Origin of the sequence: Pseudomonas sp. MPFS (genome assembly GCF_022537035.1) — a bacterium.
Classification (GTDB): Bacteria; Pseudomonadota; Gammaproteobacteria; order Pseudomonadales; family Pseudomonadaceae; genus Aquipseudomonas; species Aquipseudomonas sessilinigenes.
In genome coordinates, this window is sequence record NZ_CP066123.1 from 3,130,756 (window position 1) to 3,155,618 (window position 24,863).

16 protein-coding genes and 1 pseudogene are annotated in these 24,863 nt (G+C 63.4%); 15 read left to right on the plus strand and 2 right to left on the minus strand.

Translation table 11 applies throughout. From position 1 onward, the window contains the following. Positions 1 to 129: 129 nt before the first annotated feature. The 3 genes from I9018_RS14590 (at position 130) to feaR (ending at position 3,284) form a co-directional block, all read left to right on the plus strand. Complete coding sequence (locus I9018_RS14590) at positions 130 to 1,650, plus strand: APC family permease (RefSeq protein ID WP_241109896.1); 1,521 nt, start codon at positions 130 to 132, stop codon at positions 1,648 to 1,650. Then, positions 1,616 to 2,209, plus strand: a complete 594-nt coding sequence (locus I9018_RS14595) for a DUF3156 family protein (protein WP_241109897.1) — start codon at positions 1,616 to 1,618, stop codon at positions 2,207 to 2,209. The genes I9018_RS14590 and I9018_RS14595 overlap by 35 nt, the downstream gene beginning before the upstream one ends. Before the next feature lie 139 nt (positions 2,210 to 2,348). Next, on the plus strand, positions 2,349 to 3,284 hold the full coding sequence (gene feaR, locus I9018_RS14600; RefSeq protein ID WP_241109898.1) for a transcriptional regulator FeaR: 936 nt from the start codon (positions 2,349 to 2,351) through the stop codon (positions 3,282 to 3,284). Between the two features lie 187 nt (positions 3,285 to 3,471). On the opposite strand, the gene I9018_RS14605 is transcribed toward feaR, so the two are convergent. Further along, complete coding sequence (locus I9018_RS14605) at positions 3,472 to 4,275, minus strand: helix-turn-helix transcriptional regulator (protein WP_241109899.1); 804 nt, start codon at positions 4,273 to 4,275, stop codon at positions 3,472 to 3,474. Positions 4,276 to 4,481: 206 nt separating this feature from the next. On the opposite strand from I9018_RS14605, the gene I9018_RS14610 reads away from it, so the two are divergent. The 12 genes and pseudogenes from I9018_RS14610 (at position 4,482) to I9018_RS14665 (ending at position 24,435) form a co-directional block, all read left to right on the plus strand. Beyond that, positions 4,482 to 5,846: an APC family permease gene (locus tag I9018_RS14610; protein ID WP_241109900.1), complete on the plus strand. Its 1,365-nt coding sequence runs from the start codon at positions 4,482 to 4,484 to the stop codon at positions 5,844 to 5,846. Between the two features lie 9 nt (positions 5,847 to 5,855). Then, positions 5,856 to 6,956, plus strand: a complete 1,101-nt coding sequence (locus I9018_RS14615) for a P1 family peptidase (RefSeq protein ID WP_241109901.1) — start codon at positions 5,856 to 5,858, stop codon at positions 6,954 to 6,956. Positions 6,957 to 7,257: 301 nt separating this feature from the next. Then, positions 7,258 to 8,709 carry a serralysin family metalloprotease gene (locus I9018_RS14620; RefSeq protein WP_068588614.1) on the plus strand — a complete coding sequence of 484 codons (1,452 nt, stop codon included), beginning with the start codon at positions 7,258 to 7,260 and terminating at the stop codon, positions 8,707 to 8,709. A 94-nt stretch (positions 8,710 to 8,803) separates the two neighbouring features. Further along, positions 8,804 to 9,190 carry an AprI/Inh family metalloprotease inhibitor gene (locus tag I9018_RS14625; RefSeq protein WP_068588617.1) on the plus strand — a complete coding sequence of 129 codons (387 nt, stop codon included), beginning with the start codon at positions 8,804 to 8,806 and terminating at the stop codon, positions 9,188 to 9,190. A 210-nt stretch (positions 9,191 to 9,400) separates the two neighbouring features. Continuing rightward, positions 9,401 to 11,191: a type I secretion system permease/ATPase gene (locus I9018_RS14630; RefSeq protein ID WP_241109902.1), complete on the plus strand. Its 1,791-nt coding sequence runs from the start codon at positions 9,401 to 9,403 to the stop codon at positions 11,189 to 11,191. After that, a complete protein-coding gene (locus I9018_RS14635) occupies positions 11,188 to 12,522 on the plus strand; it encodes an HlyD family type I secretion periplasmic adaptor subunit (RefSeq protein WP_068588622.1) in 1,335 nt (444 codons plus the stop codon). The genes I9018_RS14630 and I9018_RS14635 overlap by 4 nt, the downstream gene beginning before the upstream one ends. 2 nt (positions 12,523 to 12,524) lie before the next feature. Further along, positions 12,525 to 13,886 (plus strand): TolC family outer membrane protein, encoded by a 1,362-nt coding sequence (locus I9018_RS14640; RefSeq protein WP_124346771.1) that lies wholly within the window; start codon positions 12,525 to 12,527, stop codon positions 13,884 to 13,886. Positions 13,887 to 13,934: 48 nt separating this feature from the next. Further along, positions 13,935 to 15,620, plus strand: a complete 1,686-nt coding sequence (locus tag I9018_RS14645) for a polyurethanase (RefSeq protein WP_241109903.1) — start codon at positions 13,935 to 13,937, stop codon at positions 15,618 to 15,620. 136 nt (positions 15,621 to 15,756) lie between these two features. After that, positions 15,757 to 18,737 (plus strand): annotated as a pseudogene (locus tag I9018_RS14650) (autotransporter domain-containing protein). A 169-nt stretch (positions 18,738 to 18,906) separates the two neighbouring features. Further along, positions 18,907 to 21,924 (plus strand): autotransporter serine protease, encoded by a 3,018-nt coding sequence (locus I9018_RS14655; protein WP_241110145.1) that lies wholly within the window; start codon positions 18,907 to 18,909, stop codon positions 21,922 to 21,924. Positions 21,925 to 22,032: 108 nt separating this feature from the next. Further along, the gene (locus I9018_RS14660; RefSeq protein ID WP_241109904.1) at positions 22,033 to 23,886 is read left to right on the plus strand and encodes a polyurethanase; all 1,854 of its coding nucleotides are present in this window, start codon (positions 22,033 to 22,035) and stop codon (positions 23,884 to 23,886) included. A 159-nt stretch (positions 23,887 to 24,045) separates the two neighbouring features. Next, a complete protein-coding gene (locus I9018_RS14665; protein WP_346780102.1) occupies positions 24,046 to 24,435 on the plus strand; it encodes a hypothetical protein in 390 nt (129 codons plus the stop codon). 14 nt (positions 24,436 to 24,449) lie between these two features. Here the strand turns inward: I9018_RS14665 and I9018_RS14670 are convergent, their stop codons facing one another. Then, positions 24,450 to 24,674, minus strand: a complete 225-nt coding sequence (locus I9018_RS14670) for a YgdI/YgdR family lipoprotein (RefSeq protein ID WP_068587309.1) — start codon at positions 24,672 to 24,674, stop codon at positions 24,450 to 24,452. Positions 24,675 to 24,863: the final 189 nt, after the last annotated feature.

Here is a 24,863-nt window from a genome sequence, read left to right on the forward strand (position 1 = left end):
GCCACACCCCGCAGGCCAGCCCTGCGGGACGACTCCAGGCTGCGCCAGACAGCCGAGCATGGCGGCCACGCGTGCCCTTGAAATGCCTAGAACAACAATCATCAATCCCTGCTTTCGAGGTTTACCAGCATGTCGCTCAACGACAGACTCAACCGGCACCTGCACCAGGGTGTCGTCGGTTTTCCCACGGCCCTGGCCAGTGCCGTGGGCCTGATCATGGCCAGTCCGGTAATCCTTACCGCCACCACCGGTTTCGGCATCGGCGGCGGGGCCTTCGCCGCGGCCATGGTGATCGCCCTGCTGATGATGCTGGCGCAGTCCACCACCTTCGCCGAGGCGGCCTGCCTGTTGCCCACCAACGGTTCGGTCTATGACTACCTGGCCTGCGGCCTGGGGCGTTTCTTCGCCATTACCGGCACCTTGTCGGCCTACCTGATCGTCCATGTGTTCGCCGGCACTGCGGAAACCATCCTCAGCGGGGTCATGGCCCTGGTCAATTTCGAGTCCCTCAATACCCTGCTGGAGCAGAGCGGCAGCGCCTGGCTGGTGGGGGTGGGGCTGGTGCTGTTCTTTGGTCTGCTCAACGCCGTAGGGATCACAGCCTTCAGCCGCGCCGAGGTGATCCTGACCTTCGGCATGTGGAGCACCCTGATCATCTTCGGCGTAATGGGCGTGCTCAAGGCCCCGGCGGTGCAGCTCGATGGCTGGTTCGGTGCTTCCACGGTGGGCACCGACCTGCCCACCATCCTGTCCCTGGTGGGCATGGCGATGTTCATGTTCGTCGGCTGCGAGTTCGTCACGCCCCTGACCCCGGACGTACGCAAGGCCTCGCGGACCATTCCCCGGGCCATGGCCCTGGGGTTGGTGGGGGTGGCGGTGTGCATGTTCATCTATGGCGCGGCGATGAAGCGCCAGGTGGCCAACGTCGCCCTGAGCGAGGACGGCAGCGTGCACTTGCTGGAGACACCCATGGCCATCCCGCATTTCGCCGAGCAGATCATGGGCCCGTTCGGGCGTATCTGGCTGGGGATCGGCCTGCTGTTCGCCGGTGCCGCCACTATCAATACACTGATGGCCGGGTTGCCGCGCATCCTCTATGGCATGGCCCAGGACGGCGCCTTGCCGAAGGTATTCACCTACCTGCACCCACGCTTCAAGACGCCGTTGCTGTGCATCGCCGTGGCGGTGCTGATTCCTTGCCTGCACGCCTGGTGGCTGGGTGGCAGCACCGACAGCATCATGCACCTGGTGCTGGCGGCGGTTTGTGCCTGGAGCACGGCGTACCTGTTGGTCACGCTGTCGGTGGTGATGCTGCGCATTCGCCGGCCGGACCTGCCGCGACCCTACAAGTCGCCCTGGTTCCCACTGCCGCAGATCCTCTCTTCGGTGGGCATCCTGCTGGGCATGTGGTTCATCACTCCACCGGGGATGAACCCGAGGGACATCTACGTGCCGTTCGGCAGCATGCTGGGCCTGACGGCAATTTATGCCCTGGCCTGGACCCTGCTGGTGCAGAAGGTCAATCCGTTTCGCCCGGTGCCGGTGGAAGAGGTGCTGGAGCAGGCGTTGGGAATGATTCCAGACGAGATCCCTGGTACTCGGGAGGGCATGGGCGATGAATCTTTCAAGCTGGCGACAAAATCTCTTTGAGTTCTGGCATCGGCCACCTTCGGGCTACCGCCCGGGACTGACCCTCAATCAGTTGCGGCGCGACCTTGCGGGGCTGGGGTTCGATGGACAGGGCATGGCGCGGGGGACTTTCCGTTGCCTGCAGCGCGGCCTGGCCTTCGAGGTGGCGGAGTGCCCCCAGGCCCAGTTCCTGATGCATATCGTGGCTTGCCAATGGTCCATGCGGGTGCCATGTGCCGGCCCGGGGCAGGCCCGAATCACCCTGCGCCATACCGGGGCGATCCGGCGCCAGGGGGTTGCCGCCCGGTTGCAGGTGGGCGATTCGGCCGACTGGGCGCCTCTTCTCCAGCGCCTGTGTCGGGATCGGCAGTTGCTTGAGGTGCTGCTGCCCCTGGATTTCAAGCGCCTGGAGCTGTGTCGTGACGAGCGGGGCTGGCAGGTGACGCTGGAGCACTTCGGCGCCAGCGAGGTGGTCAACCGGCTACCGGGAATGCGTCGCTACATCCGTTTGAACACCGAGCAGCGCGAGGCGTTGCTGGGCAGTTTCAGCCATCTGCAACGCTTGTTGGGAGGCTACTGAACCGCGTACTGGCACAACCTCTGCTTGAGCCGCGACAGGTTATCCAGGTTGCCAGGTGCCTTGCCTGGCAAATAGATAACATGTTAATGATATTGCCATAACAACAATGGCGGTCTGAACCGGCTTTCGGAGGTGCACAGTGCTTGCTTCGCATAGTTTCAGTTCCTGGGTCGGCGCCCTGCAGGGCGTCTGCGGTCGATTTGATGCCCGTCCGGCGCGCAATCCGGCGTTGTTCATTGGCGAGGTCGGATTGCAGGACTACGCCGGGCTGGAGGTGGCGCAGATCCGTACCAACGCCGGGCTGATCTCCCGGCAGAGCACCACGGCCGACCATGACGACGATCGCCATTGCTTCCTGATCGTCCAGCGCAGCGGCCATGCGCGCCTGAGCCAGGACGGCGAGAGCGTGGAGCTGGCCCCGGGCGACATGGCCTTGCTCGATTCCGCTGGTGCTTGCGAGATCGTGCCCCATGGCCTGATCGAGCATGCCTCGTTCCATTTGTGCCGGGAGGAGGTCTACCGGCACCTGCCGGCCCAGCAGCGCAAGTTCGGCAAGCTGTCGCAAAACTGCGCCAGTGGCCGGTTGATGCGCCTGCTGGTGGAGCAGATCTGTGCCGGCGACCTCCACGGCTGCGCGGCGCAGCAGGAAGGGCTGGCCTTGCAGGAAGCGCTGATCGCCTTGCTCGGCCCGACCTTGCGCCATACCGCAGGCCTTGCCGGCATCGACGAGGGCCTGCATGGCCCATGTCTTGGGGAGCAGGCGCGGCAATTGATCCAGCAATCGCTCAACGAGCCGAGCCTGACCCCGGTGTCCCTGGCTGGGCAACTGAATATCTCGGTGCGCCAGTTGTACCGATTGTTCGAGGAGCAGGGCGACAGCGTCTGTCGTTTCATCCAGCGTTCACGGCTCAAGCGCAGTGCGGCGGATTTGAGCAACCCGCACCTGCGCAACGAATCGATCACCGATATCGCCTTCAAGTGGGGCTTTACCGATTCGGCGCATTTCAGCCGCACCTTCAAGAAACATTTCGAACAGTCGCCCCGGGATTTCCGTGCGCGTTCATTGAATGCCTGAGGGCGTGTAGCCGCCGGCGTCGGTGGGGCGAGGCGATTCCCAGAAGGCCCTGCGGGCCTTGTCGCAGCCTTCCAAGCTCGGCAGCGGCTACAGGCCAGTGCTGTGTGTAGCCGCTGCCGCAGGCTGCGCCCGGGCGCGTAGCGGCCGCAAGGTTGGCGCAGTGGTGGATCGTTGAAGGCCGACGGGCTCAGGGGTTTTCCAGGTCGTGGCCCAGGGACTGGATGAACAACGAGAACAGTTCCGGCTGGCTGGAGATGTCCAGCTTGGCATAGAGATGCCGGCGGTGGACCTTGACGGTGTCCGGGGAGATCTTCAGGCGCTCGGCCATGGCCTTGGAGGAGAACCCGCGCAGGATCAGCCGGGCGATCTCCAGCTCCCGCTCCGATAGCACGGCATGACCGAACTGGCTCAGGGCATCGCGCACCTGGCTGGCCATCTCGACGGCGGCTGGCACCTGGGACTTGGCCTGGCTGTGCTGCCAGTGCTGCTGCATGAGCGGTAGCACCCAGGCGGCGAAGGTGGTGAGCAGGCCGACTTCATCGTTGCCGAACAGGCGCTGGCTACCCAGGGACAAGGACAGGGTGCCGGTTTCAGGCAGTTGCAGGATGAACTGCACTTCGTCCTCCAGCACGTTGTCGTGGAAATAGCTGAGGAAGTACTCGCTCTGGCGGAAGTGGTCCGGCGTCACTTCTTCCAGGCGATACAGGCCGCTGGGGTAGCCCTCGCGGCAGGCCTGGAAAAACGGGTCCAGCAGGTACATGCCACTCAGGTAGGTGACCATCGGGGCGGGCTTGCTGTTGGGCTGGGCATCGTACTCCTCGAGAACCTGTGGCAGGCCTTCGTGGGGGTAGAGCATCACCAGGGCGTTGTCGAACGGCGTGGCCTGATGCAGCAGCAGGACCAGCTGCTTCCAGAATCGCGGTTGGCCAATCAGCGTGAGGGCTCGTCCCAGGCTGCTATGCAGGCCGACTTCCCTGAACAGGTTACTCAAAGGTTGCGCTCCACCGATGTGCTGAAAATGCGTGATCACGGTTTCGTCGATTTACCCGATGCCGTCAAGGGGGAGTACTCCAATAGGGGAATTTCTCGCCAGCGAGCCACTGACTAGAGTGGCAGGCGTCAAGTGCGACCCAGAGCGCACCCGCCCGATGAATCTCGTTCCTGCCTCAGACCAACAATAAGCACGAGGATAACGATATGAGCTCTCCCTCTACGCCTGACGGCGTATTGAAACCCACCTTGAGCGTGTTCGACGTGGTGGCTATCACCGTGTCTGCAGTGACTCCCGCCAGTTCCGTGTTCGTGATCGCCCCCTTTGCCATCCATCAGGCCGGCAGCGGCGTGTTCCTGGCCTTCGTCATGGCGGGCCTGTTGGCGCTGATGTTCGCCTTCTGTTATGCCGAGCTGGGCCGGGCCCACAACAGTGCCGGCGGCGAATACGTGTATGCCAAGCGGGTGTTCGGCGGCCTGGCCGGCTATGCCACCTTCCTGACGGTGCTGGTGACGCTGCTGTTCATCCCGCCGGTCCTGGCCACGGGTGCCGCTACCTACCTGAACAACGCCCTGGGCACTCAGTACGATTCCCAGACCGTGGCCCTGGCGATCGTCACCTGCAGCTACCTGCTGGGCATCCTCAATATCAAGCTCAACGCCTGGATCACCGGGACCTGCCTGTTGCTGGAGGTAGCGGCGTTGCTGGTGATCGTCTGGCTGGGGTTCGGCAACGCCACGCAACCGGCAAGCATCCTGTTGCAACCGCAGATCCTCGATCATGGCGTGTTGCAAGCGGCGCCCTGGGCCCTGGTGATCGGTGCGGTGGGCATCGGCCTGTTTGCCTATAACGGCTACGGCCCGGCGGTGTTGCTGGCCGAAGACATGAAGTGCGGGGGCCGCGGGGTGCACAAGGCGGTGCTCTGGTCCCTGGTACTGGTGGTGATCATCGAGCTGGTGCCGCTCACGGCGCTGCTTATCGGCGCACCTTCTTTGAGCGAGATGCTCGCCAGCCCCGATCCGATCGGCTACCTGCTCACCAGCCATGGCAACGAAACCCTGGCCCGGGTGGTCAGCGCCGGGATCTTCCTCTCGGTGTTCAATGCCATCGTCGCCATCGTGATCCAGATCGGCCGGGTCGTCTTCAGCAGCGGCCGCGATGCCCTGTGGACACCGGGCATCAATCGTCTGTTCACCCGTATCCACCCGCGCTGGGATTCGCCCTGGCTGGCCACCTTGTTCCTGGCGGTTCCTTCGGCGCTGCTCAGTTTCAGCTCGAACCTGGCGGACCTAACGTCCTTCAGCGTGCTGCTGATCATGCTGGTGTATCTGGTGGTGGCTCTGAGCGCGCTGATGAGCCGGGTCCTGCTGCGCGATCGCGAGCATCCCTATCGCATGCCGCTGTGGCCGGTGCCGGCGCTGCTGGCGGTGGTCGGTGCCGGGTACCTGCTGGTCAATCTGTTTCTCGACGCGTCCCTGCGGGACATCATGGTAATCATCGGCTTGCTGGCACTGTCGGTGATCCTCTATTGCACCAATGGCCGGTACAGCCCGGCGTTCCAGAAATTGTAAGGAGTGGTTATGCGAGCACGTGAAGTGGGTATCAGTCTGGGCCTGGGAACTCCCGGCCCGCTCAATGCGATTACCGATGTTGCCGGTATCCGGGTCGGCCACAGCACGTTGAAAACCAGCATCGGCGGCAAGCAGGTGCGCACCGGTGTGACGTTGATCGAGCCCCGGGCCGAGCATGCTCGTCTGCAGCCGTGTTTCGCCGGTTGCCATGTGCTCAATGGCAATGGCGATGCCACGGGCCTGGAGTGGATTCGCGAGGCTGGAACCCTGACCACGCCGATCGCCATTACCAATACCCATAGCGTGGGTGTGGTGCGCGATACGCTGATTGCCCTGGAGCGCGAGGCGCTGGCCGATCCTTCGGTGTACTGGTGCATGCCGGTGGTGATGGAGACCTTCGATGGCCTGTTGAACGATATCTGGGGCCAGCACGTGGGGCCCGCGCAAGTGCGTGAGGCCATGTCCAGGGCCGAATCCGGACCGGTCGCCGAAGGGGCGGTTGGCGGGGGCACTGGAATGATCTGCCACGAGTTCAAGGGTGGCATCGGTACCGCGTCCCGACGGCTGCCGGCGGAGCAGGGTGGCTATACCGTCGGGGCGCTGGTCCAGGCCAACCATGGCAAGCGCGTGGAGTTGCGGGTCGATGGTTATCCCGTGGGACGCCACCTGCGCGAGATCGTCTCGCCCTTCGCTGAGCGTGGCACCCCGGGCATGGGTTCGATCATCGTGATCCTGGCCACCGATGCACCGCTGTTGCCGCACCAGTGCCAGCGCCTGGCCCAGCGCGCATCCATCGGCATCGCCCGCACCGGCGGTGGCACCGAGGATGCCAGCGGCGACATCTTCCTGGCCTTTGCCACAGGAAACCGGGACTTGCCCACTGCCGACTACACGCTCGAGGAATCAGGGCGGACGACGCCGGTGACGATGCTCAACAACGATCAGATCTCTCCGCTGTTCAGTGCTGCTGCCGAGGCCGTGGAGGAGGCGATCATCAATGCCTTGCTGGCTGGCGAGCCGATGACCAGCGCCGACGGCGTGCAAGTACCGGCCCTGACTCCGCAGATATTGAGGAATGCACTGCAACTCAGTGGTTGGAACATTAAGTAAGTACCAAAAAACTGAGACACAGTCGGCATAATTCAACAGGAGCGATATTTAATAATTAAATTGTAGATTGTCAGACAATGAGTGCTGCCCAGCAATTGAAAAGGGAATATCTGGACTGGGCAGTCATTGTTTGCTGGAGTTTCCCGGAACAGTGGAATTTGACGTCAAAAAAGTAGTGGACGTCCGATTTCAAATTGTGTCAGTTTCCTTGCGCCTGCTTAAGGCGAGTGATAGGACGATCTCGCCAGGGATTGTCGCTATCTGACAAAAACTGTTCCATTGATTACAAGGAAGTGTGTTTATGTCGAAAGTAAAAGTGAATGACGCTATTGATGCAGCTGAACAACAACTGGTGCCTCTGGCCGCAGCAAGTTCGGCGTATAACCAGATCAATAGCTTCAGCCACCAGTATGATCGTGGCGGCAATCTCACGGTCAATGGCAAACCTTCGTTCTCGGTCGACCAGGCAGCTACGCAGATCCTGCGTGACGGTGCTTCCTACAAGGACCTGAACGGCAATGGCAAGATCGATCTGACCTATACCTTCCTGACCTCGGCGACCCAGGCCACCATGAACAAGCATGGTATCGCCGGGTTCAGCCAGTTCAGCGCCCAACAGAAAGCCCAGGCCGTGCTGTCCATGCAGTCCTGGGCCGACGTGGCCAATGTGGTCTTCACCGAGAAGGCTTCCGGTGGTGACGGCCACATGACTTTCGGCAACTACAGCAGCGGCCAGGATGGCGCGGCGGCATTTGCCTACCTGCCGGGCACTGGCGCAGGTTATGACGGTACTTCGTGGTACCTGATCAACAGCAGCTATACCCCGAACAAGACCCCTGACCTGAACAACTATGGCCGTCAGACCCTGACCCATGAGATCGGTCATACCCTGGGCTTGGCCCACCCTGGCGACTACAACGCCGGGAATGGCAACCCGACCTACAAGGATGCCACCTACGGGCAGGACACCCGTGGCTACAGCATCATGAGCTACTGGAGTGAAAGCAATACCAGCCAGAACTTCAGCAAGGGCGGGGTCGAAGCCTATTCGTCCGGTCCGCTGATCGATGATATCGCTGCCATCCAGAAGCTCTACGGTGCCAACTACGCCACCCGTGCCGGTGACACCACCTACGGCTTCAACTCCAACACCGGACGCGACTTCTACAGCGCGACCTCGTCGGCCGACAAGCTGGTGTTCTCGGTATGGGACGGTGGAGGCAACGACACCCTGGACTTCTCTGGTTTCACCCAGAATCAGAAGATCAACCTCAATGAGACTTCGTTCTCCGATGTTGGTGGCCTGATCGGCAACGTTTCCATTGCCAAGGGTGTGACCGTAGAGAACGCCATCGGCGGTTCGGGCAACGACCTGTTGATCGGTAACAACGTCGCCAACGAGCTCAAGGGTGGTGCCGGCAACGACATCATCTACGGCGGTGGCGGTGCCGATAAACTGTGGGGCGGTTCCGGCGCGGACACTTTCGTGTTCGGTGCCAGCACCGATTCCAAGCCGGGTGCGGCCGACCAGATCATGGATTTCGTCAGTGGCCAGGACAAGATCGATCTGACCGGTATCACCAAGGGTGCGGGCCTGCACTTCGTCAACGCCTTCAGCGGCGCGGCGGGTGATGCGATCCTCAGCACCTCCGGTGGTGTCAGCACCCTGTCGGTGGACTTCTCCGGGCACGGCGTGGCGGACTTCCTGGTCACCACCATCGGCCAGGCAGCAGTCAGCGACATCGTTGCCTGAGTGAAGTAGACGCGGGGCGCTGCCGATGCGGCGCCCTGTGTTCTTGCATCGGCCCTGGCAACTGGGCGAGTCTACCGGGCGGACGGAGTACCTTATGACCCCACACACCCTGAGTCGCAAGGCGGCCATCTGGCTGGCGGCGACGTTGATGATGTTTTATGGAGCGATGAGCATGGCAAGTAGCCTGCGTTTGGCGGACCCCTCGGAACTGGTTGGGCATTGGCAGCTGCAGCAGGAGGCCCGCCCGGGCACCGCGTGCACCCTGGACTTGCTGCAGAACGCTGCCCTGGGGGCGGGCGCCGACTGCCTGTCGCAATGGGTCGGGGAAGCCGTTGTCGGCTGGTTCCCGGAGCCTGATGGCATCGCCATCACCGGGCGTGAAGGTTCGAAAGTGATTTTCTTCAGCCGCCAGCAAGAGGGGGTGTATGAAGCACGCCTCAAGGCCGACGAGCTGATAGTTCTACAGCGTGCGGCTAATTAACGGTCGAGGTTGTTCGTTCTCTATTGGATGGGCGCTGGATTGTTTCTCGATTGAACGACAGGAGTATGTTCGGGTTGCTGTTGCAGACAGCGGTCCGAATTATCTGTGTCCGCAGGCTTTATGAATTAAAAAGAGCAATTAACTAGTTATGTACTAGATTGGTTCTTCGCAAATGGACGCGGACTAACAGCTCAGGGAAATGGTTAAAAAATGGTGAAGAACTCTCATCCTGCACCTCCACTGTTCAAGGCACTGGGCGAATATAAAGGCATCTTGATCAGCGTCGGTTGTTTTACCGCGTTGATTAACTTGCTAATGCTGGTTCCTTCTATCTATATGCTGCAAGTGTATGACCGGGTGCTGTCTTCGCAGAACGAAACCACCCTGGCGATGCTGTCGCTGATGGTGGTGGGGTTCTTCGTGTTCATCGGCCTGCTGGAGGTGCTGCGCAGCTTTATCGTGATCCGCATCGGCAGCCAATTGGAGCGACGCTTCAACCTGCGGGTCTACCAGGCTGCGTTCGAGCGTAACCTGGCCCGGGGCGAAGGCCATGCCGGGCAGTCCCTGGGCGATCTGACCCATATCCGCCAGTTCCTCACCGGGCCGGCGTTGTTCGCCTTCTTCGATGCGCCCTGGTTTCCCATCTATCTGCTGGTGATCTTTGCCTTCAATATCTGGCTGGGCGTCATGGCCACGGTGGGCGCGGTGATGCTGATCGGCCTGGCCTACCTGAATGAGGGCTTGACCAAGAAGCCCCTGAGCGAAGCCAGCGGCTTTTCGCAGCAGTCCACGCAACTGGCCACCAGTCATTTGCACAACGCCGAGACCATCCAGGCCATGGGCATGCTGGGCGCCTTGCGCAAGCGTTGGTTTGGCGTGCATTCACGTTTTCTCGGCCTGCAGAACCAGGCCAGCGATACCGGCGCGGTGATCAGCTCCCTGAGCAAGACCTTGCGCCTGTGCCTGCAATCCTTGGTGCTGGGCCTGGGGGCCTTGTTGGTGATCAAGGGTGACATGACCGCCGGGATGATGATCGCCGGATCAATTCTCATGGGCCGGGTGCTGAGCCCTATCGACCAGTTGATCGCCGTCTGGAAGCAATGGAGCTCGGCCAAGCTGGCCTACCGCCGCCTGGATGCGCTGCTGGGCGAGTTCCCTCCCAGCGACACCGCCATGTCGTTGCCAACCCCCAAGGGCGAGGTAAGTTTCGAACAGGTCAGTGCCGGCCCTCCCGGGCGCCGGGTCGCGACCCTGCAGCAAGTCAATTTCAGCCTCCATGCCGGCGAGGTACTGGGGGTGCTGGGAGCCTCGGGTTCCGGCAAGTCGACCCTGGCCCGGGTGCTGGTCGGCGTGTGGCCAACCCTGGCTGGCGTGGTGCGCCTGGACGGCGCTGACATCCACCGCTGGAACCGTGATGAGTTGGGCCCCTACATCGGCTACCTGCCCCAGGATATCGAGCTGTTCACCGGCAGCATTGCCGAGAACATCGCGCGTTTTCGCCAGGCCGACCCGGAGCAGGTGGTCCAGGCTGCGCAACTGGCAGGCGTGCACGAGCTGATCTTGCGCCTGCCCCAGGGCTACGACACGGTGCTGGGGGATGACGGCAGCGGCCTGTCCGGCGGTCAGAAGCAGCGGGTGGCCCTGGCTCGGGCCCTGTACGGCAACCCCAGCCTGGTGGTACTCGACGAACCCAACTCGAATCTCGACACCGTTGGTGAAAGTGCCCTGGCGGCCGCAATCGCCCAGCTCAAGGCCCGCGGTACCAGCGTGGTGCTGGTGACCCACCGCTCTTCGGTACTGGCCCTGGCCGACAAGCTGCTGGTGCTCAACGAAGGTCGATTGCAAGCCTTCGGCCCCAGCCAGGAAGTACTCAAGGCACTGTCCGGCGCGCAACAGACCCAGGCCCAGGATGCGCCTCGGGAGCGACCCGCGGCAGCAGCTCCCGGCGGCTTGAGCATGAGCCGCCAGTATCAGGCCCCTACGCGCAATCAAGGCGCATGAGCAAGGACAGCAGCATGATGATCGAACAGGACTACGCGCCGGAGCGGGTCGAACGCGATGCCGGGTTTTTTGTGCGCATGGGTTGGCTCCTGGCATTGGCAGGGGCTGGCAGCTTCTTCGCATGGGCGGCCCTGGCGCCCCTGGACCAGGGGATACCGGTGCAAGGCACCGTGGTGGTGTCGGGCAAGCGCAAGGCCGTGCAGTCCATGAGCAGCGGCGTGGTCAGCCGCATCCTGGTACGTGAAGGCGAAAGCGTGAAGCAGGGCCAGCCGCTGTTCCGCCTGGACCAGACCCAGGTAGCGGCGGATGTGCAATCGCTGCAAGCCCAGTACCGCATGGCCATGGCCAGCCTGGCACGCTGGCGCAGTGAGCGCGACGGCCTCAAGCAGGTGGATTTTCCCGCGTCATTGACAAACAGCGACGATCCGCGCCTGGCCCTGGTGCTCGAGGGCCAGCGGCAGTTGTTCAGTAGCCGGCGCGAGGCCTTTTTGCGCGAGCAAGCGGCAATCCGCGCCAATATAGAGGGCGCTACCGCGCAACTGGCCGGCATGCGCCGGGCCCGCAGCGACCTGGGCAGCCAGGCCGAGTCCCTGCGCCAGCAACTGGGCAACCTGCAACCCTTGGCCGACAACGGCTACATTCCCCGCAACCGCCTGCTGGAGTACCAGCGCCAGCTGTCCCAGGTTCAACAGGAACTGGCGCAGAACACCGGTGAGAGCGGGCGAGTGGAGCAGGGCATCCTCGAGTCCCGGCTCAAGCTGCAGCAGCATGGCGAGGAATACCAGAAGGAGGTACGCAGCCAACTGGCGGAAGCCCAGCTCAAGACCCAGACCCTGGAGCAGCAATTGACTTCCGCCGGGTTCGACTTGCAGCACAGCGAGATCATCGCTACCGCCGACGGCATTGCAGTCAACCTCGGGGTCCATACCGAGGGCGCGGTGGTGCGCCAGGGCGACACGCTGCTGGAGATCGTGCCCCAGGGCACGCATCTGGAAGTGGAAGGGCGCCTGCCGGTGAACCTGGTGGACAAGGTCGGCAGCCAGTTGCCCGTCGATATCCTCTTTACCGCGTTCAACCAGAGTCGCACACCCCGGGTCTCCGGCGAGGTCAGCCTGGTGTCCGCCGACCAGATGATCGACGAGCGTACCGGCATGCCGTACTACGTGCTGCGCAGCAGCGTCAGCGACCAGGCCATGGAGAAGCTCAACGGGCTGGTGATCAAGCCCGGTATGCCGGCGGAGATGTTCGTTCGCACCGGTGAGCGTTCGTTGCTCAACTACCTGTTCAAGCCCCTGCTCGACCGGGCTGGCTCTGCACTGACCGAAGAATAAGGATGTCGCGTCGTATGAGTAAGCTTTCCATCCTCGCTGCAACCTTGGCTTTGCTGGTGTGCCAGGGGGCCCAGGCCATGGGGCCGTTCCAGGTCTACGAACTGGCCGTGCGCAACGATCCGGTGTTTCTCGCCGCGATCAAGGAGCGCGATGCCGGGCTTGAAAACCGCATCATCGGCCGCGCCGGGTTGCTGCCCAGGCTCAGCTACAACTACAACAAGGGCCACAACAACTCCAAGGCGACCTACCCCAGCCCTCGGGGCGGCAACCAGACCGACAAGCGCAACTACGACAGCTACGGCTCGTCACTGACCCTGCAGCAACCGTTGTTCGACTACGAGGCCTATGCCAGCTATCGCAAGGGCGTAGCCCAGGCGTTGTTCGCCGACGAAAACTTTCGCAGCAAGAGCCAGGAACTGTTGCTCAGGGTCCTGGACTACTACACCAAGGCCCTGTTCGCCCAGGACCAGATCGACATTGCCCTGGCCAAGAAGAAGGCCTTCGACCAGCAGTTCCAGCAGAATCGCCACCTGTTCGAGCGGGGCGAGGGCACGCGTACCGATATCCTCGAGGCCGAGTCGCGTTATGAGCTGGCCACTGCCGAGGAGATCCAGGCCCGGGACGAACAGGATGCGGCCCTGCGCGAATTGGCGGCGCTGATCGGTGAACCGGCCATCGATGTGCGAGACCTGGACCCGCTGCAAGAGAGCTTCCAGTCGTTCGCCCTGAGCCCGGCCACCTATGACAGTTGGCATGAGATCGCCCTGAGCAACAACCCGATGCTGGCCTCCCAGCGCCAGCGGGTGGAAGTGGCCCGCTACGAGGTGGAGCGTAACCGCGCCGGGCACCTGCCCAGGCTCAGCGCCTACGCCACCTCGCGCCAGAACGAGTCCGAGAGTGGCAACACCTATAACCAGCGCTACGACACCAACACCATCGGGATCGAGATCAGCATGCCGCTCTACGCTGGCGGCGGGGTCTCGGCCTCGACCCGCCAGGCCAGCCGCAATATGGAACAGGCCGAATACGAGCTGGACGGCAGGACCCGGGAAACCCTGATTGAACTGCGCCGGCAATTCAGTGCCTGTCTATCTGGGGTGAGCAAGTTGCGCGCTTATCAGAAGGCCTTGACGTCGGCCGAGGCGCTGGTGGTCTCCACCAAGCAGAGCATCCTCGGGGGCGAGCGGGTCAACCTTGACGCGCTGAACGCCGAACAGCAGCTGTACACCACCCGGCGCGACCTGGCCCAGGCCCGTTACGACTACTTGATGGCCTGGACCAAGTTGCACTACTACGCAGGCACCCTGCGTGAAGCTGACCTGGCCAGGGTCGATGAGGCTTTCGGCCAACGTACAGTGCCCTAGGCCTTTGCCGAAGGACGTGGGCACAGGGATGAAAAAAGGAGAAAGCAGATGAGCATCTTCGATTACAAGAACGCCCTTGGCAGTGCCGGTAAAGCCCAGTACAGCGACGCCATTACCCTGGCCCTGTATGCCTCGACCCCCACGGGGCAACCGTTGCCGGGGACGTCCTGGCGGCCGATCAGCGCGACGCAGCTGGGCTATGAGGGCAACGTCAGTGCCCAGGGCACCATTTCCGGCGAGCAGGCCTCGGTCAGCGATGCCCAGGTGGAGATCCTCGGCAAGTACGACGCCAGCGGGCAGTTGCTGTCCATCGGCATCAGCTTTCGTGGCACCGACAGCCTCGCCGATGCGGTGAACGACCTGCAGGCGGCGTTCTCCCCGGGCTTTGCCGACAACTACAGCCGCCTGGCCTTCGACAACCTGCTGGGCAAGGTCGCTGGCTTCGCCGCTGCCCAGGGCCTGGCCGGCAAGGACGTGCTGGTCACCGGGCACAGCCTGGGCGGGCTGGGAGTCAACAGCCTGGCCGCCATGAGCGGCGAGCATTGGGGCGGTTTCTTCAAGGATGCCAACTATGTGGCCTTCGCCTCGCCGACCCAGAGCGCCAATAGCCAACAGGTACTGAACATCGGCTATGAGAACGATCCGGTATTCAGGGTGCTGGACGGTACCCATTTCAACGGCTCGTCCCTGGGCACCCACGACCGGCCCCAGGAGTCGGCGACCAACAATATCGTCAGCTTCACCGATCACTATTCGTCGCTGCTGGGCAAGCTGGTGCCCCAGAGCATCCTCAACCCGGCATCCTGGTCGGCCCATAGCGCGGTGGACTACGCCGCGGGCCTGAATCGCCTGGTCGCCTCGGATTTCTATGACCTGACCAGTCGCGATTCCACGGTGGTGATCTCCAACCTGTCCGAGGGCAAGCGCGACCAGGTCTGGGTCAAGGACCTCAACCTCTACGCCGAGCAGCACACCGGCAGCACCTTCATCATCGGCACCGATGGCAACGACCTGCTGCACGGCGGCAAGGGCAACGACTACCTGGACGGCGGTGCTGGCGATGATCGGTTCCGCGATGACGGCGGCTACAACATCATCCACGGTGGCCAGGGCCATAACGTGCTGGAGCTGCGCCAACCCTTGCAGAACTTCTCCATCGCCAACGACGGCGACGGCACCTTGTACATCCGCGATGCCTACGGCGGTATCAGCATGACCCGCGATATCGGGGCGCTGGTCAGCCACGAGCAGGGCAGCTTCTGGCAGTGGGGCGGTCGGGACGTCACCTACAGCCTTAGCGCCGACGGCATGTTCGACGGCCATGCGTGGTACGCCTACAACCATTCCCTCAATGGCGATGGCTATGGCAACACCTTGCTGGCCGGCGTCGATGGCGACTGGTTGTTCGGCCATGATGGCAACGACTTCCTGGGCAGCGACAGGCCCAACGTGACCTTCGTCGGTGGCAGCGGCAATGACGTGATGCAGTCCGGCGGTGGCGGGGTGAACACCTTTTTGTTCAGCGGCAACTTCGGCAATGACCTGATCCACGGTTACCAGGCCAGCGACAAGCTGGTGTTCATGGGCGTACCGGGGATCGACGCCCACTACGACTACAACCAGCATGTGTCCCAGGATGGCAACGACACCTTGCTCAAGGTCGGCGACTACTCCGTGACGCTGCTGGGCGTCGGTATTGAGGGACTCAACGGCTCAAGCTTCGTTTTCGCCTGAAGCCGAGGTAACGGGCCAGGGGCGGGCGAGCGCCCCTGGTTCGATAGGGCCGCAAGCTTGCGGCCAGGCAACGCAGCGGTATACCGATCGACCCGGAATGGGCGATCCAACAACAAAAACAAGAGAAGTCATCGACATGGATGTGAGATCTGATCAGCTCAAGACGTTGACGGGCACCTTGTGCCTGGCGTTTGCCACCGGACTGCCGCTGTCGGTTGCGGCGGCTTATCAGGAGACCGGCCGCCAGGGCGATCCCGCCAGTTGGCGTTCGGCCGAATACCAGCAGGACTGGGGCCTGGAACGCATGCAGGCGAACCAAGCCTATGCGGCCGGCATCACCGGTGCCGGGGTCAAGATCGGCGCCCTGGATTCCGGGTTCGACCCGGCCCATCCCGAAGCCAGCCCCGAGCGCTTTCATGCGGTCACCGCCAGTGGCCAATACCTGGATGGCAGCCCATTCAATGTCTCCGGTGTCCTCAACGGCGCCAACGACAGCCATGGCACCCATGTCACCGGCACCATGGGAGCGGCGCGCGATGGCAATGGCATGCACGGCGTGGCCTTCAATGCCCAGGTATACGTGGGCAACACCAACCACAACGACAGTTTCCTGTTCGGCCCAGGCCCTGACCCCAAGTACTTCGCCGCCGCATATGGGGCCCTGGCCGATGCCGGGGTACGCGCCATCAACAACAGCTGGGGTAGCCAGCCCAAGGATGTCAGCTACCAGACCCTGGACGGCTTGCGTGCGGCCTACGCCCAGCACTTTCAGCAAGGGACCTGGCTGGATGCCGCGGCCGAGGTCTCGCGCCGTGGGGTGATCAATGTCTTCAGCGCCGGCAACAGCGGTTATGCCAATGCCAGCGTGCGCGCCGGGCTGCCGTACTTCCAGCCGGACCTGGAGGGCCATTGGCTGGCCGTCTCGGGGCTGGACAAGAACAACCAGCAGAAATACAACCAGTGCGGCATCGCCAAATACTGGTGTCTGGCGACACCGGGCGCAGCGATTACCAGCACGGTGCCCGGTGGCGGCTACGCGACCTACAACGGCACGTCCATGGCTGCGCCCCATGCCACCGGGGCCTTGGCCCTGGTGATGGAGCGCTATCCGTACCTGAACAACCAGCAAGCCTTGCAAGTGCTGCTGACCACCTCCCGGCAGCTTGATGGCTCGCCCACCCAGGCCCCCAGCGAGCGGGTCGGCTGGGGGGTGCCGGACCTGGGACGGGCGCTGCATGGGCCCGGGCAGTTGCTGGGTGAGTTCAATGTCAACCTGGGGGCCGGGCAGGGTGATATCTGGAGCAATGGCATCTCCGACCAGGCCCTGGTCCAGCGCCAGGCCGAGGATGCCGCCGAACACCAGGCCTGGCAGCAGACCCTCAAGGATCGGGGATGGGAGCATGGCCTGGCGCCGGGGGCCAGCCAGCAGGACCGTACCGACTACGCCCTGGGCATGGCCCGGGATGCGGCCGCAGCGCAGCGGTCCTACCAGGGCAGCCTGGTCAAGTCCGGGGACGGCTGGCTGGTGCTGGGAGGCGCCAATAGCTATCGCGGTGCAACGACGGTCGAAGGTGGGCAACTGAGCGTCAATGGCAGCTTGCTATCGACGGTCACGGTCAAGGCCGCAGGCACCCTGGGAGGGACCGGGCAGATTGGCGGGCTGACCGCGCAAGCCGGTTCCCGAATCGCTCCGGGCAATTCCATCGGCACCTTGAATGTGGCGGGCAATGTGGATCTGCAGCCGGGTTCCAGCTACCGGGTGGAGCTGTCGCCCACGGCCGGCGACCGCATCGTGGCCAGCGGCCAGGCCAGTGTCCAGGGCGCCAATGTCAGCCTATTGCCCCAGAGCCGGCCGGACCTGCTGAGCGCAGGCCCAGTGCAGAGCCTGGTCGGGCGCCAGTACGACATCCTGCAAGCGGCAGGTGGGGTCAGCGGGCGCTTTGCCGGTGTCCAGCCTGGTTATCTGTTTCTGGATACCCGCCTGGATTACTCGGCCAACGCCGTGCAACTGGACCTGACGCGCAGTGCCGCGAGTTTTGCCAGTGTCGGTGCCAGCGCCAACCAACGCTCCAGCGGCGCGGCCGTGGAACGGCTGGGACCGGGTAACCCGGTGTACGAGAGCCTGCTGCTCTCGACTTCCCAGGCGGGTGCCCAGGAGGCCATGCGCCAGCTGGCGGGAGAAATCTATCCGGCCCTGGATTCGATGCTGCTCAGCCAGGGCTCTGTGGTTCGTGACGCCCTGGGCGAGCGCCTGCAACGCTCCGCACTGGCCCCGGCGGGTGAGTCGGGGGCGAACCAGGTGTGGTTCAAGGGCCTGGGCAGTTGGGGGCGGATCGAGGGGGTGGACGGCAACGAGTCCTACACCAGCTCCCTGGGGGGGCGCTGTTGGGTGTCGATCGGGATTTCGACGAACAGACCCGGGCCGGCCTGGCGGCGGGCTACAGCGACAGTTCCCTGGGCATGGGCGATACCCATTCCCGAGCCAAGGTGGATAGCTATCACCTGGGGGCCTATGCCCGGCATGACGTGGACGCGTGGCGCCTGAGCCTGGGCGGCAGCTACAGCTGGCATCGTGCGCAGGTCCGGCGCGACCTGGCCTACGGCGAAGTGTCCGGGCGCCAGCGGGCCCGGGTCGATGCTCGTAGCCAGCAGCTGTTCGCCGAAGCAGCCTATCGCTTGATGTTGCAACCCCTGCAACTGGAGCCCTTCGCCAACCTGACCTACCAGAACCTTGAGCGCGACAGCTTCCATGAGAAGGGCGGTGCGGCCGCCTTGCATGCCGGTGAAGAGCGGCGGGACGCCTGGCTCGGTACCCTTGGGCTGCGGGCCGGCCAGCAGTGGCAGCTGTCTTCGCAGCAAAGCCTGGACGTGGCGGCGAGCCTGGGCTGGCAACACCGCCTGAGTGGCACTCAGGACAGTGAACACCTGGCGTTTGCCGGCAGCGATAGCGCGTTTCGGGTCGACAGTACACCGGCCCTGCGGGATGCAGCGGTCGTGGGGGCGCAGGCGCGCCTGGGGCTGACGCGCAACCTGGACTTGAGCCTGGACTACCAGGGCCGCCTGGCCAGCCGTGAGCAACAGCATGGTGCCGGGCTCAATCTCCAGTGGCGTTTCTAAGGTCACTGGCTGGCGAGTGGAACGCCCGCTGGCTGGGCGTTTCTCGCGCCATTTTATTGATGCGGTTTTTTCAATGCAGCTAAGGAAGGTCGTAGTGAAGCAACTCAAATGCAGCGAGGGTCGTACGGTTGGACAGGGCAGGGTGCTACGCCCGTTGGGGCGGGCATTGATGGGCTGGGCGGTGCTGGCGGGTACCGCCCAGGCCGCGCCCTATGTCGAGAGCGGGCGCCTGGGGGATGCCAGTAGCTGGCGCAGCAGTGAATTCAAGGCTGATTGGGGGTTGGGGGCGATCAATGCCGACAGCGCCTATGCCGCCGGCTATAGCGGCAAAGGGGTCAAGCTGGGGATCTTCGACCAGCCGGTGTATGCCAAGCACCCGGAGTTCGCCGGCCAGGACAAGATCGTGACCCTCATCACCAATGGCATCCGCCAGTACACCGACCCCTATATCCCGGTGAAGGCCGGTGATGCCTTTCGTTATGACGGCAGCCCGTCGGTAGGCTCGGATGGCAAGCTCGGCTCCCACGGTACCCACGTCGGCGGGATCGCCGCCGGTAACCGTGATGGCGTAGAGATGCATGGCGTGGCCTATGACGCGCAGATCATCAGTGCCGACAACGGCGACCCCGGCCCCGAGGATGGCATCGTCCTGGGCAACGATGGCGCGGTGTACAAGGCCGGCTGGGACAGCCTGGTGAACAGCGGCGCACGGATCATCAACAACAGCTGGGGCATCGGCATCACCGATCGCTTCGCCAAGGGTGGGCGCAATCCGGATTTCCCGCATTTCACCGTGGACGATGCCCGCGCGCAGTTCGCGCAGATCCAGCCATTGCTGGGCACCTTGCCCGGCGGTGCCTATGACGGCGCCATCGCCGCTGCCCGCAGTGGGGTCCTGACCATCTTCGCCGCTGGCAACGACTACAACCTGAACAACCCCGATGCGATTGCCGGGCTGGGCTATTTCGTCCCGCAAATCGCTCCCAGCTGGATGACCGTGGCGGCGTTGCAGCAGAACCCCGACACCAGCAGCGCCAATCCGTACGTGATCAGTACGTTCTCGTCCCGTTGCGGCTATACCGCAAGCTTCTGCGTCTCGGCCCCCGGTACCCGGATCTACAGCGCGGTGATTGGCGGCACCAGCCTGGAAAACCTGACCCTGGGCTACGCCAACAAGAACGGTACGTCCATGGCGGCGCCCCATGCCGCTGGCGCGGCGGCAGTGCTGATGGAGCGCTTCCCCTACATGAGCGGCGCACAGATCGCCAGCGTGCTGCGCACCACTGCCACTGACATGGGCGCGCCGGGCATCGATGCCCTGTACGGCTGGGGCATGATCAACCTGGACAAGGGTATCCGCGGCCCGGGCATGCTGGTCACCGAGCAGGACATTCCCGAGGAGTTCCGCATCGCCGGCGGCTACGGGCCAACGCAGTTCGTGGCCGACTTGCCGGGCATCGGCGCCCTGGTGGACGCCGGCAAGCCGACCCAGCGGCGTTGCAACGACCTGAGTTGCGTGCTGGACCTGTGGAGCAACGATATCGGCGGCCATGGCGGCCTGACCAAGCAGGGCGTCGGTACCCTGGTGCTCAGCGGCAACAACAGCTACTCGGGCCCGACCCTGGTCAACCAGGGACGATTGGCAGTCAATGGCTCGCTGCAATCGACGGTGACGGTCAATGCCGGCGGCATCGTGGGCGGTAACGGCCGGATCGGCGCGCTGATCGCCAATGCTGGCGGCGTGGTGGCGCCCGGTAACTCCATCGGCACCTTGCAGGTGAGCTCCGATGTGACCTTCCAGCCGGGCTCGACCTATGCCGTGGAAGTGGCCACCAACGGTGCCGATCGCCTGGTCAGCGATGGCAAGGCCTCGCTGGGTGGGGCAAACCTGGCGCTGGACCTGCAAAACCCGGGAGTTTCCCTGGCAGCACAGCAGGCACCGAGCCTGGTGGGGCGCCAGTTCGACATCCTGGATGCCGCAGGCGGAGTGCAGGGCAGCTTTGCCAACGTGACGTCCAACTCGCTGTTCCTCGGTGGCGGCCTGGCCTATTCCGGTACCGGTGTGCAGTTGGCGGTCCAGCGCAATGCCACCTCCTTTGCCAGTGTCGGCTTGACTGCCAACCAGCGCTCGGTGGCGGCGGCTGCCGACCGCCTGGGGGCAGGCAATCCGGTGTATGAAAGCCTGTTGCTGTCCTCCAGTGCGAGCAGCGCCCAGCAAGCCTTCGACCAGCTTTCCGGGGAAATCCACCCGGCGGTGAGCAACCTGTTGCTCAACGACAGCCGTCATCTGCGCGATGCCGTGGGTGAACGAACCCGCCAGCAGGGCGTAGCGGCCGCGCCTGCGGTGAGCGGCGCCGATACCGGGTTGTGGGTCAAGGCCCTGGGGGCCTGGGGCAAGACCGATGGTGACTCCGCCCAGGCTCGCTACAGCAGTTCCATCGCCGGCCTGCTGCTGGGCGTCGACGGGCAGATGAGTGAGGACACCCGCGTGGGGGTGTTCACTGGCTACAGCGACAGCTCGCTGAACATGGGCGATGGGCGTCACTCTTCGGCCACCGTCGACAGCTACCACCTGGGGGCCTATGCCGGGAAGGAACTGGAGCAGGTGCGCTTGAGCCTGGGCGGCACCCACAGTTGGCACCGGATCGAGACCAAGCGCGAGCTGCAGTACAACGAGGTCTCCGATCGCCAGAAGAGCAAGCGTGACGCCCAGAGCACCCAGGTGTTCGGCGAGGCGGCGTGGAAAATCGCGTTGCCCAGTGTCGCCCTGGAGCCCTTCGCTGGCCTGACCTACGTGCATGTGGACAGCGACAGCTTCAAGGAACATGGCGGGGCTGCGGCGCTCAAGGGCGCCAAGGACAATCGCGATGCCTGGCTATCGACCCTGGGCCTGCGCGCGGGCAAGCAACTGCAGTTGTCCACGGGCCAGACAGTGGAGCTGTCCGGCACCCTGGGCTGGCAGCACAACCTGAGTTCAGTGGGTTCCGAGCAGCACTTGGCCTTCGCCGGCCAGGGCGACAGCTACAAGGTCCAGGCGGTCGCCCTGGATCGCGATGCCGCCGTGGTCGGTGCCCGGGCAGGCATTGCCCTGAACAGCCAGGCCCGGGTCAACCTGGACTACAACGCATTGCTGGGCAGCCGTGACAAGAGCCATGGGGTCGGCCTGACCCTGGACTGGGCGTTCTGAGGCCCCAGCAACGGATATGCAAGGTGTTGTACCAGCCCTGCCAGCCTGGCGACAGGCCGGCAGGGCACTCGCTATCTCTGACAAATCCAACAAAAGAGAGGCAATACCATGGGTGTCTACGACTACAAAAACCTCAGTACGGCTGAATCCAAGGCGCTGTTCACCGATGCCATGGCCATCACGCTGTATTCCTACCATAACCTCGACAATGGCTTTGCCGTGGGCTACCAGCACAATGGCTTCGGCCTTGGCCTGCCGGCGACCCTGATCACTGCCTTGATCGGCAGTAGCGATTCCCAGGGGGTGATCCCCGGCATTCCCTGGAACCCTGATTCGGAAAAGGCCGCCAAGGACGCGTTGAACAAGGCTGGCTGGTCCACCATCAGTGCCCAGCAGTTGGGCTACACCGGCAAGGTGGACGCACGCGGCACGTTCTTCGGGGAAAAGAACGGCTATGAGACGGCCCAGGTGGAAATCCTCGGCAAGTACGATGCCCAGGGGCACCTGAGCTCCATCGGCATTTCCTTTCGCGGTACCAGCGGTCCGCGGGAATCGCTGATCAGCGACACCATCGGCGACCTGATCAGCGACCTGCTGGCAGCCCTGGGGCCCAAGGACTATGCCAAGAACTATGCGGGTGAGGCTTTTGGCAGGTTGTTGGGCGATGTCGCGACATTCGCCCAGGCCAACGGCCTGTCCGGCAAGGACATCCTGGTCAGCGGCCACAGCCTGGGCGGACTGGCGGTCAACAGCCTGGCCGACCTCAGTGGCGGACGCTGGTCCGGCTTCTTCAAGGATGCCAACTACATCGCCTACGCCTCGCCGACCCAGAGCGCCAGCGACAAGGTGCTGAACATCGGCTATGAGAACGACCCGGTGTTCCGTGCCCTGGACGGCTCGAAATTCAACCTGGATTCGCTGCATATCCACGACACTCCCCAGGCATCGGCCACCAATAACATCGTCAACTTCAACGACCACTACGCCTCGACGTTGTGGAATGTGGTGCCGTTCTCGATCCTCAAGATTTCCACCTGGATCTCCCACCTGCCCACCGGCTATGGCGATGGCCTGACCCGGGTGCTGGACTCGAAGTTCTACGAGTACACCAGCAAGGACTCCACCATCGTGGTGGCCAACCTGTCCGATCCGGCCCGGGCCGATACCTGGGTCCAGGACCTGAATCGCAATGCCCAGGCCCACAAGGGCAGTACCTTCATCATCGGCACCGACGGCAATGACCTGATCCAGGGTGGCAGCGGCAACGACTACCTGGAGGGCCGCGACGGCAACGACACCTTCCGCGATGCGGGTGGCTACAACATCATCCTGGGCGGCAAGGGCAGCAATGTCCTCGACCTGCAGCATTCGGTGAACGACTACAGTTTTGCCAGCGACGGCGCCGGCACCCTGTATGTGCGCGATGCCAATGGCGGGATCAGCATCACCCGCGACATTGGCGCGATCCAGAGCAAGGAACCGGGTTTCCTCTGGGGCCTGTTCAAGGACGACGTGCTGCACCAGATTTCCGAGCAGGGCCTGAAGGCGGGGGGCGAGTTGACCCAGTACGCCTCATCGGTGCGCGGCGATGCGGGCGACAATGTGCTCAAGGCCCATGCCGGAGGCGACTGGCTGTTCGGCCTGGATGGCAACGACCACCTGATTGGCGGCAAGGGCAATGACATTTTTGTCGGTGGCGCTGGTAACGACCTGATGGAGTCGGGGGGCGGCAACAATACGTTCCTGTTTACCGGGCACTTCGGCGAGGACCGCATCGTCGGTTACCAGGGGGGGGACAAACTGGTGTTCATGGGGGTGAGCGATGTGCGGCCCGACCAGGACTATCGGGCCCACGCCAGCAGCCATGGCAACGACACGGTGCTGACTTTCGGCACCGACTCGGTGACCCTGGTGGGCGTCAGCCTCGCGCAACTCAACGGTTCCGGGATCACCATCGCCTGATGGGCGAGCAGCGCGGGCCCGGCCAGGGTGCGCGCTGTTTTTTTGCAATTGAGTGACCATTTGGTCAGGTGATGACTCCAATACCCCTAAAGTGTTGCCTCGTGGCTGCGTTACTACAGGCGCAGGACAAACGGTGCAATCGGTTCCAGGAGTTGGAGAGTGTTGACAGTGAGTAACAGCAAGAGGTACGTGAGCGGCCTGCTGCTGGCCTTATGGGCGTTGTCGGCGGTGGCCGAGGAGCTGCCTCATGGCTCGATTCTGCAACGTTTCGGTGTCAGCCCAGACCAGTTGCCGGCCGGGCAGGCGGGGTCGTCGATGGACCAGGCTCCGGCCCCCGCACGTTTTCATCTGGAACCTGAACAGCCGGCGTTGCAGCTACGCCTGGGAGACGACCGGCCCCCGGAGAGCACCGGCAATATCAGCATCGACAACGCCAATGCCAGGGAGCGTGCGCGCTGTCGACAACTGCGTGACGAGCTGGTGAGGCGTGGCAAGGCCATGGGGGTGTTTTGTGAGCCGGGGCAGGCGGGGTTGCCCTGGTCGCCCTGAGCCGGGCGCGGGTGTTATTTTTCCTGGCGGACCGTGGCGACATCGTCCGCCTTGACCCGGATGGTCTTGCCGGAAATGTCCTGGAATTCGTAGAAGCCATCGGCGCTCTTGGTCTTGGGTTTGTCACGGGTCAGGTACTGAGTCCCGTTCTGCAGCGTGACCACCGTAGGGGAGGCGCAGCCAGCCAGGGCCAGGGTGCCGACAATGGCCAGGGGCAGGGCCAGTTTCTTCATGTTCATGCAGACCTCTATCTCTAATGGGGCATCCGGGCGGTATCGGACACTATAATCCTGGGCCTTGGTGTCGTGAAGACGACGAAAGTTCGCTGGTCGCCCATAAAAATCTTCTCTCCACCATTTATCCAATACTATTTGCCAGGCTGGGGTGCTCGCTGTTATCTGTACGCATAACCAGTATCCATCCCGCCG